Below are 18,456 nucleotides of genomic sequence, written 5' to 3'. Positions count from 1 at the left end.
TGGGATCTCCCCTTTTTCTAATTTATTTCCCTAAGCAAAACTGCGAGAATAACTCATCAATAAGACTTTCTCCTACGGTATCACCGGTGATCTCACCCAGCAGCTCCCACGTTCTCGTCACATCAATCTGGACGACATCGATCGGTACACCCATTTCCATTCCTTCACGGGCATCTTCAAGCGCCTGTTTCGCCTGCTTCAAAAGCTGCACATGCCTTACATTCGATACATAAGTCATATCGCCGCTGTCCAGTTCGCCTTCGAAGAATGTAGAAGAAATCGCATCTTCGAGCTGATCTATTCCCTCCTCATGAATGAGGGAGGTGGAGATGACCGGATTGTCTCCTGCAACTTCTTTGACACGTTCTATATCTATTTTCTGCTCCAGATCGGTTTTGTTCAACAGTATAATCATATTCATGTCCCGAGCCGCTTCAAAAAGCTTTTCATCCTCTTCGGTCAGCTCATCTCCATAGTTTAACACAAGAAGAATGAGATCCGCTTCTGTCAGCACCTGTCTCGAGCGCTCTACACCGATCCGTTCTACGATATCTTCCGTTTCCCGGATTCCTGCTGTATCGATAAGACGAAGAGGAACACCTCTTACATTCACGTACTCTTCAATGACGTCACGGGTCGTCCCCGGTACTTCGGTGACAATCGCTTTGTTTTCATGGACGAGCGTATTCATAAGGGAAGACTTCCCGACGTTCGGGCGTCCGATAATCGCCGTTCCGAGTCCTTCCCTCAGTATTTTGCCCTGTTTCGCAGTCTGGAGGAGCTTTGCGATTTCGTCCCGGACCTCTGCTGTTTTCTCCTCCATCACTTCATTCGTCATCTCTTCCACATCATCATATTCAGGGTAGTCGATATTCACTTCCACGTGGGCAAGAGTCTCAAGGAGCTTTTGGCGCAATTCCTGAATCAGACTCGAAAGCCGGCCGTCCATCTGTTTAAGTGCGACGTTCATGGCTCTGTCCGTTTTCGCCCGGATCAGATCCATCACCGCTTCTGCCTGAGACAGATCGATACGGCCGTTCAAAAAGGCACGCTTGGTGAATTCTCCGGGTTCCGCAAGTCTTACACCTTCTCCAAGCACGATTTCGAGGACGCGGTTCACAGAAACGAGCCCTCCGTGACAGTTGATTTCGACAATATCTTCACGGGTGAAGGTTTTCGGTGCACGCATGACCGAAGCCATCACTTCTTCCGCTATTTCCCCCGTTTCCGGGTCCATCAATTTTCCATAGTGCATCGTATGAGAATCGACAGCGTTCAGGTCTTTCCCCCGGAATAATCCATTCGCTTTCGATAACGCCTGGTCGCCGCTGAGACGTACAATAGCAATGGCTCCCTCACCTGTCGGGGTCGAAATAGCCGCAATCGTATCGGTATCCATACACGCGCACCTCCTTCTATTCAAATTATCCACATGTGGATAAAGTATCTTAAATCACTAACAGTTAAGATTAGCATGGATTGGGGATAAATATCAAGTTTCACTTAAGCTTGCGGAGCAGGAGTCTTTCATCTATTTTCCATGTAGTTCTCCCCCTCTCGGATTTGCACGACACTCACGTGCTGATTGTACTCGTGAATATCATGTTTCTTCCTGAATCGAGACGTTCACAACTTACGTCAGGCTCCGAACGGGTTGCTTTTTTTCTTTGCGGGACAATCGTACATGACTTAACAGCTTGAACGTCGCACAAATCGTATTTTTATCAAGCTTATCTCCCTCTTTTTTCATGGCTCTGTCATCGTTCGTTGTTGATGTTGATCTCTACGGGTAGAAGCTTGCCGCGGGCATGACGCAAACTTCCGGAATCTCCCTACGTTCGATTCCGGTGATTTTTAAGTTCATGCTTCTCCCGCAGGCGTCTCCACCCTTCGTTCTAAAATCAACATCAGACTTTCACAGAGCCTTTTCATAAAAAATACCCTGAAAATAAATATTCAGACGGACGCTTATCCAGGGGCAATGCTTCAGCCTCCTCGTTTCCCTGCGAGGTCTTCAGCTACCCGAGTTCCCGTCGGAGTCGCCGCCTTCCATTCCTATCATCAACAATATACATTAACAGAGATTTCATACAAAAAACCCGCCAGCTTACACTGACGGGTAATGGTGCTTATTTCATTTAGCGGGTCTGATGACCACGGACCGGTTCGGTTCTTTCCCGGCGGAATCCGTCTCCACCCGTGAATCCCGGTGGAGGGCCGCATGAATGATCTTCCTTTCATACGATGGCATCGGTTCGAGTTCCACCTGACGGCTCCGGGTAAGAGCCTGGTGGGCTTTTCTTTCAGCCAGTTGTTTCAGCGTTTCTTTGCGCCGCTCACGGTAACCTTCCGCATCAAGCATCACACTTACAAACTGATCCGTTTCTCTGTTGATAGCGACCTGCGTCAAATACTGAAGAGCGTTCAGCGTCTGACCGCGCTTGCCTATCAGTTTCGCTATGTCATTGCCTGAGATTTCCGCATGGATATCCCGGCTGTTTCTCTTCGTCTCGACTTTCACAGTAAGCCCCATCTGCGCTGCTACTTTCTGGATGTATGTGGCTGTTTGCTGTTCCAGATCTTTCTTCTTCGTCACTTTGACGATGGCCGGCTTAGCACCAAAACCTAAAAACCCTTTTTTACCTTCATCCAATACATCCACATCAACCTGGTCTTCTGTTGCCTGAAGTTCGGACAATGCAGATTGAACCGCTTCTTTCACTGTTGATCTTGTAGCAGTCAGTTGATTCACTTACTTGCGCCTCCTGTCGATTCTTTCATCATAGGTTTACGGATAAAGATTGTCTGTAAAATCATGAATACGTTACCTACAATCCAGTAAACGGCCAGGGCGGACGGGAAGAAGAATGCGAATGTACCGATCATCAGCGGCATGATGTAAAGCATCATCTGCATCTGAGGATTCGATCCCGCTGCTCCCGACATCCCTGCCATCATCAGCTTCTGCTGAAGGAAGGTGGTAGCCGCCGTCAAAATAGCAAGGAACGGATCCGGAGACCCGAGCTCGAGCCACATGAAATTGTGGGTCTGAATTTCCGGTGTTCTCATGATCGCGTGGTAAAACCCGATCAGTATAGGCATCTGCACGATGATCGGCAGACAACCGGCAAGTGGATTTACTCCATTTTCTTTGAAAAGCGTCATCGTTTCCTGTTGCAGCTTCTGCTGCGTCTGCGCATCTTTCGAACTATGTTTTTCTCTTAATTCCTGCAGTTGAGGCTGAATCTCCTGCATCGATTTCGAACTCTTCAACTGTTTCACGTTCAACGGCAATAGTACGAGACGAATGATGATCGTCACGATAATGATCGCCAATCCATAACTTCCGCTGGTAAAATCAGCGAAAAACAACAAAGTCTGTGATAAAGGCCAGACTACGAATTCATTCCAAAAACCGGTACTCTCTGCAGAAACATCCTGATTGATCTGCGTACAACCGGAGAGGAACATCAATACCCCTGCCATTGCGAGCAATAAGCTCAGCTTTTTACGCAACGTTCCTTCCTCCTTACTAAAACTCCATATTCCTTACTCATACTAGCACTTCTAATGGAATCATTCCATGAACATTTTATTTCAATTTCTTTTTTAATACGCCCGAACGTTTGCAGACGTGCTGGAGACTCTTCTTTACATCATGATACTCCATCGCGTTCACCGGTTTTCTGGCAATGATCACGAAATCATAGTCCTGATGAAGTTCGTCTTCGAGTTCATGAAACGCTTCTCTCAGATACCTTTTGACTTTATTTCTCATTACAGCATTGCCTATCCGTTTACTTACGGACAGTCCAATCCTGAAATGAGGCTGGTCTTTTTTCAAATAATAAAGGACCAACTGCCGATTGGCAAAAGACTTGCCGTTTTTGAACACATTCTGGAACTCTTTATTCTTTTTGATTCGATAGGCTTTCTTCATATCGCTCACAACCTCTTACTGCATTAAAAAGGTTCTAACCGAAAGTCCGGGGGAAATAGCGACGATCATTTCCCACCAGCACTAATAGCAGAACCTAGAAAAAAGACCACTGACGTAATCAGTGGCCTATGCGGATAACGTTTTTCTTCCTTTACGACGACGACGCGCAAGAACTTTACGGCCATTCTTCGTGCTCATACGTGTACGGAATCCGTGTACTTTTTTACGCTTACGATTATTTGGTTGAAATGTGCGTTTCATTCTATATACACCTCCTGATAGGAATTACAAGTTTTTCTCATGTCACAGACAGTCCTATTCATTATACTCATATTTAAAAATTCATGTCAATCACTTTTGAAAAATCACGACCTGGATCACTTTTCATGGATCTTTCCACCGGATGTATTATAACAGCTATTGTACTACAACAGAAATCCGGGTTAAGATTGTCCACCTCCAGTGTGCACAACATTTTAAGCGGATCATCATTTCTCCCACACTTATCTACAAGTTAACCACACACTCCCATCGTGTGGATAGTGAATGTCCTCAAGCTGTAGAGATTGTGGATAAGTTTCCGTAATTCATTGCAAGACGCCGATTTATTTGATACTATATTTGTGTTTAACCGTGAAATAAATCGAATGCATGTTTCCGTTATCCACAGCCTGTGGGTAATGTGTGGATAGTTTTTCACAAGGTTGTTAAAATAGTTATACACATCTCTGTGGATAATGGGTAAAAATCCATTAGACGCTTCTCTCACACTTTATCTCATGTCCACACAAGTATAAAAGACATTTTTACATCTCAGAGAAAAAAATATAGCTTTTTATTAAGTATAGTGAACAAAAATCTTTCTTTAATTACTACAGGAAAGGGGTGAAAGAGTTGGAGAATATCCATGAGTTATGGAACGCCACACTGGATCAGATGAAAGAAAAAATCAGCAAACCGAGCTTTGAAACCTGGCTGAAAGCGACAAAGGCCCACTCACTGGACGAAGATACACTAACGATCATAGCTCCGAATGAGTTCGCGAGGGATTGGCTTGAGAACCAGTACCAGAAACTTATCAAAGAAACCCTTATTGAAGTGACCGGTTCCGAACTTCGTACGAAATTCATTATCCCTGAGACGAAAGAAGAGTCGCTCGAAGATGTGAAGCTTTCCTCCAAAGTTCCGGATGTCAAAAACGGAGAAGAATCACCGACGAGTATGCTTAATTCGAAATACACCTTCGACACATTCGTCATAGGAAGTGGCAACCGCTTCGCCCATGCTGCTTCTCTAGCAGTCGCAGAAGCACCAGCAAAGGCTTATAATCCTCTTTTCATCTACGGGGGCGTCGGACTCGGGAAAACCCACCTGATGCATGCCATCGGTCATTATGTGCTCGATCATAATCCGAATGCCAAAGTCGTTTACATTACATCGGAAAAATTCACGAATGAATTCATCAACTCCATCCGTGACAACAAAGCCGTCAATTTCCGGAACAAATACCGGAACGTGGACGTGCTTCTTATCGATGACATCCAGTTCCTCGCGGGGAAAGAACAGACCCAGGAAGAATTCTTCCATACGTTCAATACACTCCACGAAGAAAGTAAACAGATCGTCATTTCAAGTGATCGTCCTCCAAAAGAGATTCCGACACTTGAAGATCGGCTGCGTTCCCGTTTTGAATGGGGATTGATCACTGATATCACTCCTCCGGATCTTGAGACACGGATCGCTATTCTCAGGAAAAAAGCGAAAGCGGAAGGACTGGAGATCCCGAATGAAGTCATGCTGTATATCGCGAATCAAATCGATACGAACATCCGCGAACTCGAAGGGGCCCTGATCCGTGTCGTCGCTTATTCTTCACTGATCAACCGGGATATCAATGCATCACTCGCAGCGGAAGCACTCAAAGATATCATTCCGAATAAAAAACCTAAAATCATTACCATCAGTGATATCCAGGAAGTGGTAGCTGATCGTTTCAACATTCGTATGGAGGACTTCCCCGCCAAAAAAAGAACGAAATCAGTAGCTTTTCCAAGACAGATAGCCATGTATCTATCACGTGAACTTACAGATGCATCGCTCCCGAAAATCGGCGAAGAATTCGGGGGACGGGATCATACCACAGTCATACACGCTCATGAGAAAATTACGAATATGTTGAGTAATGATCAGCAACTACAAAAGGAATTGGATGAAATTACAGAACAATTGAAAACGTAGGCTGGGGATAATGTGGATGGAAGGTGCACATTCACACACAGGTTATACACATGTGGATAAGTAAGAGCACCAAGAGTGAATGTCGGTTATCCACAAATCCACAAGCCCTATTACTAATACTACGATTTTTTATTAATAATAATATATATACACTTAGGAGGATTCATGAATGAAATTCACGATTCAGCGTGATCAACTGATGGAGAGTGTGCAGGATGTAATGAAAGCAATCTCTTCCAGAACAGCCATTCCTATTTTAAGCGGAATGAAATTAGAGGCGACCCCGGACGGAGTCAAACTTACCGGAAGTGATTCCGATATATCAATTGAATCATTCATTCCTGCAGAAGAAGACGGAATCGTTTATATCGAAAATATCGAACCGGGAAGTATCGTTCTCCAGGCTAAATATTTCCCTGACATCGTACGTAAAGTCCCTGAAAAAACAGTGGAAATAGCGAGTGATGATACAAAGAACGTAACGATCCGCTCCGGAAGTGCAGAGTTCCATCTGAATGGTCAGGATGCGGAAGAATACCCGTCTCTTCCTCAACTGAGAACAGAGAATAGCTTCGACCTGCCGACAGATCTTTTGAAAAGATTGATCAAACAAACCGGATTCGCGGTTTCGACCTCTGAAACAAGACCGATTCTTACTGGTGTACATATCAGTACTTCGGAAGAAAATCTCCAGTTCGTTGCGACAGACAGCCATCGTCTCGCTTCGAGAAAAATCAATCTGCATTCGGAAGAATCACTCGATCTTCCGACAGTTGTCATTCCTGGTAAAAGCTTGAGTGAACTGAATAAGATACTCGATGATTCCGAAGATCCGGTTCAGATCAGTGTGACCGACAACCAGGTTCTCTTCCGTACGAAGCATTTATATTTCTTATCCCGTCTGCTCGATGGTAATTATCCTGAAACGTCACGCCTGATACCGAACGAAAGCAAAACGAATGTGATCATCGACTCCCGTGAATTGCTGCAGTCCGTCGATCGCGCTTCTCTTTTGGCTAAGGAAAACCGCAATAACGTCGTCCGCCTAATAACAAAAGGCGACAACCAGATCGAAATTCACGGGAACTCCCCGGAAGTCGGGAATGTCACGGAAGAAGTGACTGCAGAAAGCATCGACGGCGAAGATCTAAAAATTTCTTTCAGTGCGAAATACATGATGGATGCCCTGAGAGCGATCGATACAGCTCAGGTCAAAATCGCTTTCACCGGAGCTATGCGCCCGTTTCTCATAACACCGGTGGATGATGATTCGATTCTCCAGCTCATCCTCCCTGTACGTACGTATTAAAAGAAAAGAAGAAGCTTCCGTTTAGAAAAAAGAGTTATCCACAGTGGATAACTCTTTTTTTGCTATTGTCTGCCCTTGATCCGATGGACTTTCAGGAAGAAAAAAATCATCGCTCCCGGGGACTGATGACTTCGGAACCTGAACTTCAGGGCGGCAGCCCCCTTTCCTTTTCATAACCCCATATTTTTAGTAAAATGATAGGTAGATACTATTCAAGAGAATATAGGTGACGTATATGAGTGAAAAAATTGAAATAGAGACGGAACAAATTCAACTGGGCCAATTTTTGAAATTGGCGAACATCGTTGAGTCAGGAGGAATGGTGAAAATATTCCTGGCTGAATTCGAAGTGTTTGTAAATGGAGAACCTGAAACGAGGCGCGGACGGAAACTTCGAATCGGTGATACGGTGGAAATCGAGGAATTCGGAGCATACGAAGTCGTCTCCGAACAGTAAATGGAGAAGCGATCTAATGCATATTAAAGACATAGCCCTGACTACTTACAGGAATTACGAAAAGCTTTCTCTCGAGTTCGATGACACGATCAACGTCATCATCGGAGAAAACGCACAGGGAAAGACGAATCTCATGGAAGCTATCTACTTACTGGCTTTCACAAAATCCCATCGTACTCCTCGGGATAAAGAATTAATCCAATGGGATGCAGAGTATGCTAAAATAAAAGGGACGATCATAAAAAGAAGGAACCGTTTCCCTATGGAAATCGTCCTTTCCAAAAAAGGAAAAAAAGCGAAACTCAATCATATCGAACAAAAGCGGCTCAGTGATTACATCGGAGCCCTTAATGTCGTCATGTTTGCACCTGAGGATCTGAATCTTGTGAAAGGCAGTCCTCAGGTGCGTCGTAGGTTTATCGACATGGAAATCGGCCAGATCCAGCCGCGGTACATTTATCATCTCGGTCAGTACCAGAAGGTGCTCAGACAGCGGAATCATCTGCTGAAAGACCTTCAGCGACGGAGAACGAGTGATACAACGATGCTTCAGGTACTTACGGAACAGCTATTGGAGCATGCAGCGGTCATTGTGGAACGAAGGTTCCAGTTTTTGAAACTTCTCCGGGAGTGGGCCTCCCCGATCCACGAGGGGATCAGCCGTAATCTGGAGAAGCTCGAAATATTCTATCGGCCGAGTCTCGATGTCTCGGAAGCTATGGATTTAGCTACGATCAAAGAGAAGTACATTACGAAATTCAACGAGATCGAAACGAAAGAGATAGAACGAGGCACGACGCTTGCCGGTCCTCATCGAGACGATCTCGTCTTTTATGTGAACGGAAAAGATGTGCAGACTTACGGATCACAGGGGCAGCAGCGCACGACCGCCCTTTCTTTGAAACTTGCAGAGATTGAACTGATTCATGAAGAGACCGGCGAATATCCGGTGCTACTCTTAGACGACGTTCTCAGTGAACTCGACGACCACCGTCAGTCTCACCTGCTTCATACCATTCGCGGTAAGGTGCAGACATTCGTATCCACGACGAGTATCGAAGGAATCGAACATGAAGCGTTGAAAGAAGCGGAACTTTTTTATATCGAAGAAGGAATGAGAAAGAAATGAGGTGTCCTTTTGTTCATTCATATAGGTGAAGGGAATGTAGTGAAAGCGGATGAAGTCATAGCGATCATCGACTGTGAACTGCTCAGTTCGTCTTCCATTACGGAAGAGATGGTCTTTAACCGGCGCAAAGAAAAACAGGTGGTCGAGACCGAAGAATATGAGCCGAAAGCGATGGTCATCACAGAAGAGACGATTTATTTCAGTCCCCTCTCTGTAGCCACTCTGAAAAAGCGTGGAAACATGCAGACGACATTGAACAGGCTGGATGATTTTTCAGAAGAAATAGAAGAAGCGCGGGATGAATAATCAAAAGAAACAAGGACTGTGGGTGAAACTATGAGTGAAGAAATTCAAAAAGGTAAAGAACAGGCTTATGATGAGAACCAGATACAGGTACTTGAAGGATTAGAAGCTGTTCGTAAACGTCCGGGGATGTATATAGGTTCCACGAATGAAAAAGGTCTTCATCACCTGGTGTGGGAAATCGTAGATAACAGTATCGATGAAGCGATGGCCGGCCATTGTGATCAGATCCAGGTAGTGATCGAAGAGGATAACAGTATTACCGTTACAGATAACGGTCGGGGAGTTCCGGTAGGGATCCAGGAGAAAACGGGACGTCCGGCTGTGGAAGTGATCATGACCGTTCTCCACGCCGGAGGTAAATTCGGCGGTGGCGGTTATAAAGTATCAGGCGGACTTCACGGCGTCGGAGCTTCTGTCGTGAACGCTCTATCCGAGTATCTCGAGGTATATGTACACCGGGACGGGAATTTGTATCATCAGGATTACCGGCATGGGGTCCCTCAAAAAGAAGTGGAGAAAATCGGAACGACGGATACGACCGGTACCCGTATCCATTTCAAACCGGACCCGGAGATCTTCAAAGAAGGTCAGGAATACAATTTCGAAACCCTCACGGTCCGTCTGCGCGAGCTCGCGTTTTTGAATCGTGGTCTGACGATTACGGTAGAAGACAATCGTAAGGAGTACGAAAACGAAAAGAATCAGTTTTATTTTGAAGGCGGGATCGTGTCTTACGTGGAGCATTTGAATAAAAATCGTGAAGGACTTCATGAAACGATTCATGCGGAAGCGGAGCAGGACGGTATTACCGTCGAACTGGCACTTCAATATAACGACGGCTTCGCAAGCAATATATATTCCTATGCCAATAACATTCATACGTACGAAGGCGGAACACACGAATCCGGCTTCAAAACAGGGCTGACTCGAGTCATTAATGATTATGCCCGTAAAAACAGTATGTTCCGTGAAAATGATCCGAACCTGACCGGAGATGATGTACGGGAGGGGCTGACGGTGATCATTTCCATCAAGCACCCCGACCCTCAGTTCGAAGGGCAGACGAAAACAAAGCTCGGCAACAGTGAGGCGCGTACTGTGACAGATGCTCTTTTCTCGGAGAAGTTCGGAAAATTCCTTCTCGAGCATCCGAATGTCGCTAAAATCATCGTCGAAAAAGGGCTGATGGCTTCCAGGGCCCGGATGGCTGCGAAGAAAGCCAGAGAGCTTACCAGAAGAAAGAGTGCGCTTGAAATCTCTAACCTTCCCGGTAAACTGTCCGACTGTTCATCGAAAGATCCTTCTATTTCCGAGCTTTATATCGTAGAGGGGGATTCAGCCGGAGGTTCAGCCAAGCAGGGGAGGGATCGTCACTTCCAGGCGATTCTTCCCCTTCGCGGAAAGATCATCAACGTGGAAAAGGCGCGTCTCGATAAAATCCTTTCCAACAACGAAATACGTTCGATGATTACGGCTCTTGGGACAGGCATCGGCGAAGAATTCGATATCTCCAAAGCCCGTTACCACAAAGTCGTCATCATGACCGACGCAGACGTGGATGGCGCCCATATACGGACGCTTCTGCTCACTTTCTTCTACCGGTATATGAGACCGCTCTTAGAGCACGGCTATGTTTATATCGCCCAGCCGCCGCTCTATCAGATCAAACAGAACAAGAAAGTATTCTACACCTTCTCTGACAAGGAACTGGAGCAGAAGCTTAGTGAATTGGCTTCCAGTCCGAAACCCGGTATTCAGCGCTACAAAGGTCTCGGGGAGATGAACCCGGATCAGCTGTGGGAAACGACGATGAACCCGGAAGGTCGTACGATGCTTCAGGTAAGTCTTGAAGACGCGATCGGCGCTGATGAAACATTCAGCATGCTCATGGGGGATGCGGTGGAACCGAGAAGGAATTTCATACAGGAAAATGCCCATTACGTTCAGAATCTGGACGTATAAATACAGGTGAAGATAAGAGTTCGTTTTCTCTAGGAGGTTTACAAAATGGTGGATCAACCAGACAGTTCGCGCGTTCATGAAATAAATATCAGTAACGAAATGCGGACCTCATTTTTGGATTATGCTATGAGTGTCATCGTGGCGCGTGCCCTGCCGGATGTCCGGGACGGGATGAAGCCGGTACACAGACGTATTCTTTACGCCATGAATGACCTTGGAATAACAGCGGATAAAGCTTATAAGAAATCCGCCCGTATCGTCGGTGACGTGATCGGTAAATATCACCCGCACGGGGATTCTGCCGTATACGAAGCGATGGTGCGTATGGCACAGGATTTCAGCTATCGTTATGAACTCGTGGATGGACACGGAAACTTCGGGTCCGTAGACGGAGACTCTGCAGCAGCGATGCGTTATACGGAAGCACGGATGTCCAAAATATCGATGGAAATGCTCAGAGACATACAGAAAGATACGATCGATTATCAGGAAAACTACGACGGCACCGAGAAAGAACCGGCCGTCCTTCCTGCACGTTTCCCGAATTTTCTCGTCAATGGGGGCTCGGGTATTGCGGTAGGGATGGCTACAAACGTTCCTCCGCATCATCTCGGTGAAGTCATTGACGCCGTTCTCGCTGTCAGTAAAGATGAAGATATTACAATCCAGGAGCTTATGGATGACTACATTTTCGGACCGGACTTCCCGACATCCGGACAAATTCTCGGGCTGAGCGGTATCCGCAAAGCTTATGAAACCGGGAAAGGTTCGATTTTGATCAGGTCCCGGGTACACGTCGATGAAAAACCGAACGGAAAAAGTCATATCATCGTGACAGAACTTCCGTATCAGGTGAACAAAGCGCGTCTCGTTGAAAAGATCGCCGATCTGGCCCGTGATAAGAAAATTGACGGAATCACCGATTTGCGTGATGAGTCGGACAGAGAAGGTATGCGGGTCGTGATTGAACTCCGCAAAGATGTGAATGCGGACGTCGTACTTAATAATCTATACAAAATGACGGCGCTTCAAACGTCATTCGGTATCAATATGCTGGCACTCGTCGACGGACGACCGAAAGTACTTAACTTGAAACAGTGTCTCGAACATTATCTCGAGCACCAGAAAGTGGTCATCCGCCGCCGGACGGCTTACGAATTGAAGAAAGCGGAAGCGAGAGCTCACATATTGGAAGGGCTGAAGGTCGCGCTCGATCATCTGGATGAAGTCATTACGCTCATCCGTCAATCCCAGACGACAGATATCGCCCGTGAGGAACTGATGACCCGCTTCGAACTTTCCGAGAAGCAGTCTCAGGCGATCCTTGATATGCGTCTGCAGCGTCTCACAGGTCTTGAACGTGAAAAGATAGATGGTGAATACGACGATCTCGTCGGAAAAATCGCGGAATTGAAAGCGATTTTGGCGGATGAGGAACGTGTACTTGAAATCATCCGCGAAGAGCTTCTGGAGTTGAAAGAACGCTTCAGCGATAAACGTCGCACGGAAATCATCAAGGGCGGCATTGAAATGATCGAAGATGAAGATCTCATCCCTGAAGAGACGGTCGTCGTCACTTTGACCCACCAGGGATACGTGAAGCGTCTTCCGGCGGATACGTACCGCTCTCAGCGCCGCGGAGGCCGAGGTGTGCAGGGGATGGGCACCAATGATGAAGATTTCGTCGAGCATCTTCTGTCGACTTCGACGCACAGCACACTGCTCTTCTTTTCGAACAAAGGAAAAGTATATAAAATCAAAGGATACGAAATTCCCGAGTTCAGCAGAACGGCGAAAGGTCTGCCGATCATCAACGTTCTGAATATCGAAAATGATGAGTGGATCAACGACGTCATCGCTGTGGATGAATTCGTCGAAGACTGGTACTTCATCTTTACGACGAAATATGGTATTACAAAACGTACCAGTCTATCGAAATTCGCGAATATCAGACGCGGCGGTCTGATTGCGCTTACGCTCCGGGAAGATGATGAGTTGATATCCGTACGTATGACGGACGGAGAAAAAGACATCATGATCGGAACGCAGAATGGTTACCTCATCAGGTTCCCTGAAACGCAGATCCGCTCCATGGGTCGTTCTGCAGCCGGAGTGAAAGGTGTATCGTTGCGCGGAGATGATCGTGTCGTGTCCATGGAACTCGTGGATGACACCCGAGAAATTCTCACGGTTACCGATAAAGGGTTCGGGAAGCGTACGCCTGCTTCCGAATACCGGATCACCAACCGCGGCGGAAAAGGGATTCTTACTTGTAACCTGACAGAACGGAACGGAAAAGTCGTTTCGACGAAAGCTGTTACTGGTGAAGAGGATCTCATGATCATGACTGCAAGCGGTGTGCTTATCCGCATGGCGGCTGACAGTATTTCCCGTACCGGACGTAATACACAGGGAGTACGCCTCATTCGTCTCCAGGAAGGGGAAGAGGTTTCCACTGTTGCACGGCTGGAAGCGGAGAAAGAGATCGAAGAATTACCAGAGGAATCCTCTATATCCGAGGAAGAATAACTATTTAGAGTCTGGGACAAAAACTGTTTTTACGTTTAAAAATCCGAACAATATTGTTCGGATTTTTGTATACCTTCTTTTATGAAATGATGCATAAGAAAAAACACGTCGTTTTCCATGGGCCCGGCTTCAGCTAAATGGATCAAGCCATTCGCTTGATCCATTGGATCTTCAGCTCGTGCTGTTCCCATAGGAGTCTCCGTGTTTTTCTTCGAATATTCGTTTTTGCACATCTGCTATATGTTCTGTACCAGACCTTTTTATAATAGGCTCTGTATCATTCGTTGTTGATTTTTGTTCTACGGGTGGAAGCTTGCCGCTGACGCTTTCCGTTCATGCCAGCAGGCGTCCCCACCGTTCGTTCCTAAAATCAACGACAGTCTTTTAGAGAGCTTATAATACATATGGTCGTAACTATCGTCAAACTGTTGTTCTCCTTGAATAATCAGGGGTATACGTCGATAGTAGAAGCAGTGATTCTTTCTTGTAGGATAGGAAGAAGGAAGGGGAGACAGATGCAAGTAAACGTAAAGGAACTTATTCCCGGATGTATTCTCACAAAAGATGTCGAAGGGAAAACGTCCCGACCGATCATCCCGAAAAATACAGTGATCTATCCTGTACATATAAATACTCTTCACGCTTTTCGTATCAAAGAAGTGGAGATCTCAGCCAAATTATCGAACGGAGAAGATTTCGAAGAGGCTGTGAGAAACTATGAGCCGGAGACCGTACAAGCGCGCGTGGATGATGAATTCCGGGAGCAATATCTGGAAGGGGTCTATCGCCATCAGAAAATGTTCAAACGATGGAGGAACGGATTTGATATCGATCTTCCCGAGATAAGGGACTGGTTTCTCCCGCTTTTAGTCGAAGCGACAAAAAATAGACAGGAAATTCTTCGCATCCACCACTACGCAAGCGAAGCGGAATACATTCATCACCACAGCTTATCGATGGGACTGATCGCCGGGTATCTCGCTCAGCGACTCGGTCTTGAAAAGGGAGAGTGGATTCAGGTAGCTCTTGGAGGATTGTTGAGTGATTGTGGTATGTCTTATATGTCGAGAGATATCATGCATAAGAAGGGAGCGTTATCTGAAAAGGAAATTAAAGAGATCCAGCAGCATCCGGTCCACTCTTATCGTATGGTCGAAGATCTTACCGCTATGAACAAAAAAGTGAAACTTGCTGTTCTTCAGCATCATGAACGTCTGGACGGCTCAGGGTATCCACTGGGGGTACGGCAGGATAAGATCCAATTCTACAGCCAGATCATTGCTGTCAGCGATATTTATCATGCGATGACCTCAGAGCGTCCCTACCGGAAGAAGCAATCCCCTTTTAAAGTCATCGATGAAATCCAAAAGGAACAGTTCGGTAAATATGATATGAGAGTGACGAAAGTACTTACGGAAGACCTTGCTAATATTTCGGTCGGAACTACGGTGAGACTCTCGAACAATGAACTCGCTGATATTGTTTTCGTTGATCCGTCGACACCTGCACATCTGATGGTCCGCCTGCATCGAAGTGAAGTATTCCTATCTCTTAAGGAGGAAGGACTGTACGTAGAAGAAGTTTATTGATCACTTCCTGAACTTTCCGGTTGAAAAACGACAGTAGATGTCTTATTGTAAATAACAATATAAAAAATAGCTTTCACCGGTAGAGAAAAGGAGAGAAGAATGTGCGCACAGATAAGTTTCAGAAAGAATCACTGACGTTTGATGATGTTTTGCTTATGCCGAGAAAATCAGAGGTGTTACCGAGGGATGTATCGCTTTCTGTAGATCTCACCTCCAATCTGAAGTTGAATATTCCAGTCGTAAGTTCCGGCATGGATACCGTGACGGAAGCTCCTATGGCCATCGCCATGGCTCGTCAGGGAGGTCTCGGGGTCATCCATAAAAATATGTCCATCGAGGATCAGGCGGAGCAGGTGGATATGGTCAAACGCTCGGAACGGGGAGTCATTACGAATCCATTCTTTCTCACGCCGGAGCATCAGGTATACGATGCAGAGCATTTGATGGGGAAATATCGGATCTCCGGAGTGCCGATCGTGGACACCGAAGAGTCGAGAAAACTCGTCGGCATCATCACAAACCGCGATCTGCGTTTTGTCGAGGATTATTCCCTGCAGATTTCTGAAGTGATGACGAGTTCGGATCTGCTTACCGCCCCTGTTGGTACGACCCTTGAAGAAGCGGCAGATCTCCTTCAAAAACATAAGATCGAAAAACTGCCTCTCGTGGACGATACGAATGTGCTGAAAGGTCTGATCACCATCAAGGATATCGAAAAAGTGATCGAGTTCCCTCACGCTGCCAAAGATTCTCAGGGACGTCTCCTTGTGGCCGCTGCTGTAGGAGTGACGGCCGATGCGATGACACGTATCGAGAAACTCGCAGAAGTCGGAGTCGACGCGCTGGTCGTCGATACAGCCCACGGTCACTCGGAAGGAGTCATCACTCAGGTGAAACGGATTCGTTCCGCTTATCCTTCTATTGATATCATCGCCGGTAACGTAGCTACAAAAGAAGCGACGAAGGATCTGATCGAAGCCGGGGTCGACGTAGTTAAAGTCGGTATCGGGCCAGGCTCTATCTGTACGACTCGTGTCGTTGCCGGGGTAGGAGTGCCGCAGATCACTGCCGTACATGACTGCGCCGAAGAAGCTGACAAGCATGGGGTTTCCGTGATTGCAGACGGGGGCATCAAGCACTCCGGTGAAATCACGAAGGCGCTCGCCGCCGGAGGCTCGGCTGTAATGCTCGGAAGTCTGCTCGCCGGAGTGAAAGAAAGCCCGGGAGATACGGAGATATTCCAGGGGCGTCAGTTCAAAGTGTACCGAGGCATGGGCTCGGTCGGAGCTATGGAAGCGGGCTCGAAAGACCGTTATTTCCAAAGCGGAAATGAAGCGAAAAAGCTGGTCCCGGAAGGCATTGAAGGCCGTATTCCATTCAAAGGGCCTCTTGCTGATACCGTTCATCAGCTACTCGGAGGTCTTCGTTCCGGCATGGGCTACTGTGGGACGAAGACAGTGGATGAATTGAGGAATGACGCTTTCTTTACCAGAATCACAGGCGCAGGGCTCCGGGAGAGCCATCCTCATGACGTGCAGATTACGAAAGAAGCTCCGAACTACTCGGTGTGACATGCATCTATGAAAAATAGACAGGGATTTTTCCCTGTCTATTTTTTTGCGGGTCCGTATGGTAAAATTAGAAAGTATGAATTATATAGGGTGGAGGTCGAGAAAGTTGATACAAAAATGCAAAATGGCACTCCTTCTCGCTGTGCTTGTAATAGCGGGCAGCCTACTTATGCCCGTAAACAGCCTGGCTCAGGAAGTGGAAACAAAAGCGAAATCAGCGATACTGGTGGACGCTGAGACGGGGGATATTCTGTTTCAAAAAGAAGCGGAGCTGACGTTACCACCTGCGAGTATGACGAAGATGATGACCGAATATCTAGTAATGGAAGCAATCGAAGAAGGGGACATCAGCTGGGACACGACGACCCAGATTTCTGATTACCCTTATAGCATTTCTGCAAATCCTTCTTTTTCGGGGGTAGGGTTGACGCAAAACAAAGAATATACCGTGCGAGCCCTGTACGAAGCGATGGCCATCAATTCGGATAATGCCACAGCTATCGCTCTGGCAGAATTGATCGCCGGGTCTGAAGGCGAATTTGTAAAGATGATGAATGAAAAAGCTGCGGAGCTCGGTATGGAAGATTATCAGTTCGTCAACAGTACTGGACTCTCCAACAGCGACCTTGGAGATAACGTCCCGGAAGGCACGAGTGCCGATGATACTAACTTAATGTCTGCACATGCGGCTGCGACGTTAGCTTATCATCTCGTGAACGATTATCCGGAAGCACTAGAAATATCAGGAACGCCGACAACTCAATTCGACGGTCAGGAAATCCAGAACTGGAACTGGATGATTCCCGGGATGCCGGGGTATCTTTCCGACTTCGGTTATGAAGGGGTGGACGGTCTGAAAACAGGCTATACCGAAATGGCCGGAAATACTTTCACCGGAACGGCGAAACAGGATGGCCAGCGTCTTATTTCTGTTGTGATGAAGACGGCGAGTCGGGAAGAACGCTTCGAAGAAACGAGAAAATTATTCGACTATGGATTTGAACAGTTCGAAACACAGGAATTATACGCCACCGGCTACCAGATGGAAAACTCCACTTCTTTGCCGGTGACAAAAGGAAAAGAAAATAGTGTAGCTATTGAAACCGGAGAAGCTCTTTCCACGATGGTGAAAGAAGGAGAGGAAGACTCCTACTCCATCGAGTATGAACTGGAGGAAGAAGAACTTACAGCACCTGTCGAATCCGGTCAGCAGGTCGGACAGGCAAAACTCGTTTACGACGGGGAGCTTCCTGATGGAAATATCGTGAAAGAAAACCCTAACACCGTACCGGTCGTCACCACTTCTGCAGTAGAGAAGTCGAACTGGTTCATGCTTACACTCGGTGGCATCGGCGGTTTCTTCGGTGATCTTTTCACGGGAGCCGTTGATATGGTCAAAGGCTGGTTCTGATCAATTTTTCTGATA

15 protein-coding genes are annotated in these 18,456 nt (G+C 46.6%); 10 read left to right on the top strand and 5 right to left on the bottom strand.

Annotated features, from left to right (window positions below; genetic code table 11):
* Positions 1-22: 22 nt before the first annotated feature.
* The 5 genes from mnmE to rpmH form a co-directional block, all read right to left on the bottom strand.
* Positions 23-1,399: a tRNA uridine-5-carboxymethylaminomethyl(34) synthesis GTPase MnmE gene (gene mnmE, locus BW944_RS11215; RefSeq protein WP_076559714.1), complete on the bottom strand. Its 1,377-nt coding sequence runs from the start codon at positions 1,397-1,399 to the stop codon at positions 23-25.
* Between the two features lie 735 nt (positions 1,400-2,134).
* The gene (gene jag / locus BW944_RS11210) at positions 2,135-2,752 is read right to left on the bottom strand and encodes an RNA-binding cell elongation regulator Jag/EloR (protein WP_076559712.1); all 618 of its coding nucleotides are present in this window, start codon (positions 2,750-2,752) and stop codon (positions 2,135-2,137) included.
* Entirely contained in the window at positions 2,749-3,516 is a 768-nt protein-coding gene (gene yidC / locus BW944_RS11205) for a membrane protein insertase YidC (RefSeq protein ID WP_076559710.1), read from the bottom strand. Before yidC ends, jag begins: the two co-directional genes overlap by 4 nt.
* A gap of 76 nt (positions 3,517-3,592) precedes the next feature.
* Positions 3,593-3,940: a ribonuclease P protein component gene (rnpA, locus tag BW944_RS11200; RefSeq protein ID WP_076559708.1), complete on the bottom strand. Its 348-nt coding sequence runs from the start codon at positions 3,938-3,940 to the stop codon at positions 3,593-3,595.
* A gap of 126 nt (positions 3,941-4,066) precedes the next feature.
* On the bottom strand, positions 4,067-4,201 hold the full coding sequence (gene rpmH / locus BW944_RS11195; RefSeq protein ID WP_008590292.1) for a 50S ribosomal protein L34: 135 nt from the start codon (positions 4,199-4,201) through the stop codon (positions 4,067-4,069).
* Between the two features lie 633 nt (positions 4,202-4,834).
* On the opposite strand from rpmH, the gene dnaA reads away from it, so the two are divergent.
* The 10 genes from dnaA to BW944_RS11145 all read left to right on the top strand — a co-directional run bounded on the left by dnaA (position 4,835) and on the right by BW944_RS11145 (position 18,441).
* The gene (gene dnaA / locus BW944_RS11190) at positions 4,835-6,178 is read left to right on the top strand and encodes a chromosomal replication initiator protein DnaA (RefSeq protein WP_076559706.1); all 1,344 of its coding nucleotides are present in this window, start codon (positions 4,835-4,837) and stop codon (positions 6,176-6,178) included.
* A gap of 169 nt (positions 6,179-6,347) precedes the next feature.
* Positions 6,348-7,487 (top strand): DNA polymerase III subunit beta, encoded by a 1,140-nt coding sequence (gene dnaN, locus BW944_RS11185; protein ID WP_076559704.1) that lies wholly within the window; start codon positions 6,348-6,350, stop codon positions 7,485-7,487.
* Positions 7,488-7,722: 235 nt separating this feature from the next.
* Positions 7,723-7,944, top strand: coding sequence for a S4 domain-containing protein YaaA (yaaA, locus tag BW944_RS11180; RefSeq protein ID WP_076559702.1), 222 nt, complete (start codon positions 7,723-7,725; stop codon positions 7,942-7,944).
* A 16-nt stretch (positions 7,945-7,960) separates the two neighbouring features.
* Complete coding sequence (gene recF, locus BW944_RS11175; protein WP_076559700.1) at positions 7,961-9,073, top strand: DNA replication/repair protein RecF; 1,113 nt, start codon at positions 7,961-7,963, stop codon at positions 9,071-9,073.
* 9 nt (positions 9,074-9,082) lie between these two features.
* On the top strand, positions 9,083-9,379 hold the full coding sequence (gene remB / locus BW944_RS11170) for an extracellular matrix regulator RemB (RefSeq protein ID WP_076559699.1): 297 nt from the start codon (positions 9,083-9,085) through the stop codon (positions 9,377-9,379).
* 30 nt (positions 9,380-9,409) lie between these two features.
* Positions 9,410-11,341 carry a DNA topoisomerase (ATP-hydrolyzing) subunit B gene (gyrB, locus tag BW944_RS11165; RefSeq protein ID WP_076559874.1) on the top strand — a complete coding sequence of 644 codons (1,932 nt, stop codon included), beginning with the start codon at positions 9,410-9,412 and terminating at the stop codon, positions 11,339-11,341.
* 45 nt (positions 11,342-11,386) lie between these two features.
* Positions 11,387-13,870: a DNA gyrase subunit A gene (gene gyrA, locus BW944_RS11160; protein ID WP_076559697.1), complete on the top strand. Its 2,484-nt coding sequence runs from the start codon at positions 11,387-11,389 to the stop codon at positions 13,868-13,870.
* Between the two features lie 515 nt (positions 13,871-14,385).
* Complete coding sequence (locus BW944_RS11155; RefSeq protein WP_076559695.1) at positions 14,386-15,459, top strand: HD-GYP domain-containing protein; 1,074 nt, start codon at positions 14,386-14,388, stop codon at positions 15,457-15,459.
* Positions 15,460-15,560: 101 nt separating this feature from the next.
* A complete protein-coding gene (gene guaB, locus BW944_RS11150) occupies positions 15,561-17,030 on the top strand; it encodes an IMP dehydrogenase (protein ID WP_076559693.1) in 1,470 nt (489 codons plus the stop codon).
* 76 nt (positions 17,031-17,106) lie between these two features.
* The gene (locus tag BW944_RS11145) at positions 17,107-18,441 is read left to right on the top strand and encodes a serine hydrolase (protein ID WP_076559873.1); all 1,335 of its coding nucleotides are present in this window, start codon (positions 17,107-17,109) and stop codon (positions 18,439-18,441) included.
* Positions 18,442-18,456: the final 15 nt, after the last annotated feature.

This window comes from Salimicrobium flavidum (assembly GCF_900156645.1).
Taxonomy (GTDB): Bacteria; Bacillota; Bacilli; order Bacillales; family Halobacillaceae; genus Salimicrobium; species Salimicrobium flavidum.
This window is presented reverse-complemented; position numbering and strand designations above follow the sequence as displayed.

Excerpts from the sequence above, each read along its gene's own strand:
- gyrA (WP_076559697.1), top strand. The coding sequence starts at position 11,387 with ATGGTGGATCAACCAGACAGTTCGCGCGTTCATGAAATAAATATCAGT.
- recF (WP_076559700.1), top strand. The coding sequence starts at position 7,961 with ATGCATATTAAAGACATAGCCCTGACTACTTACAGGAATTACGAAAAG.
- rnpA (WP_076559708.1), bottom strand. The coding sequence starts at position 3,940 with ATGAAGAAAGCCTATCGAATCAAAAAGAATAAAGAGTTCCAGAATGTG.
- rpmH (WP_008590292.1), bottom strand. The coding sequence starts at position 4,201 with ATGAAACGCACATTTCAACCAAATAATCGTAAGCGTAAAAAAGTACAC.
- dnaN (WP_076559704.1), top strand. The coding sequence starts at position 6,348 with ATGAAATTCACGATTCAGCGTGATCAACTGATGGAGAGTGTGCAGGAT.
- yaaA (WP_076559702.1), top strand. The coding sequence starts at position 7,723 with ATGAGTGAAAAAATTGAAATAGAGACGGAACAAATTCAACTGGGCCAA.
- gyrB (WP_076559874.1), top strand. The coding sequence starts at position 9,410 with ATGAGTGAAGAAATTCAAAAAGGTAAAGAACAGGCTTATGATGAGAAC.
- mnmE (WP_076559714.1), bottom strand. The coding sequence starts at position 1,399 with ATGGATACCGATACGATTGCGGCTATTTCGACCCCGACAGGTGAGGGA.
- BW944_RS11145 (WP_076559873.1), top strand. The coding sequence starts at position 17,107 with ATGAATTATATAGGGTGGAGGTCGAGAAAGTTGATACAAAAATGCAAA.
- BW944_RS11155 (WP_076559695.1), top strand. The coding sequence starts at position 14,386 with ATGCAAGTAAACGTAAAGGAACTTATTCCCGGATGTATTCTCACAAAA.